Raw genomic sequence first — 295 nt, forward strand, 5'->3', positions numbered from 1 at the left:
CGTGACAGGCAGGTATTCTAACCAACTGAACTACTGCTCCTTTTCCGATTGTTTTTTAGACCTATCGGTGGTCTGTTGGCGGAACAGACGGGACTCGAACCCGCGACCCCCTGCGTGACAGGCAGGTATTCTAACCAACTGAACTACTGCTCCTTTTCCGATTGTTTTTTAGACCTCATCGGTGGTCTGTTGGCGGAACAGACGGGACTCGAACCCGCGACCCCCTGCGTGACAGGCAGGTATTCTAACCAACTGAACTACTGCTCCTTTTCCGATTGCTTTTTAGACCTTATCG

2 tRNA genes are annotated in these 295 nt (G+C 51.2%); both read right to left on the reverse strand.

What is annotated here, in order from left to right:
- Nucleotides 1–76: 76 nt before the first annotated feature.
- Nucleotides 77–153: transfer RNA gene (locus ABD985_RS12060), tRNA-Asp, on the reverse strand.
- A 37-nt stretch (nucleotides 154–190) separates the two neighbouring features.
- Nucleotides 191–267 (reverse strand) — tRNA-Asp (locus tag ABD985_RS12065).
- Nucleotides 268–295 lie beyond the last annotated feature (28 nt).

This window comes from Algivirga pacifica (assembly GCF_039543525.1).
Lineage (GTDB): Bacteria > Bacteroidota > Bacteroidia > Cytophagales > Flammeovirgaceae > Algivirga > Algivirga pacifica.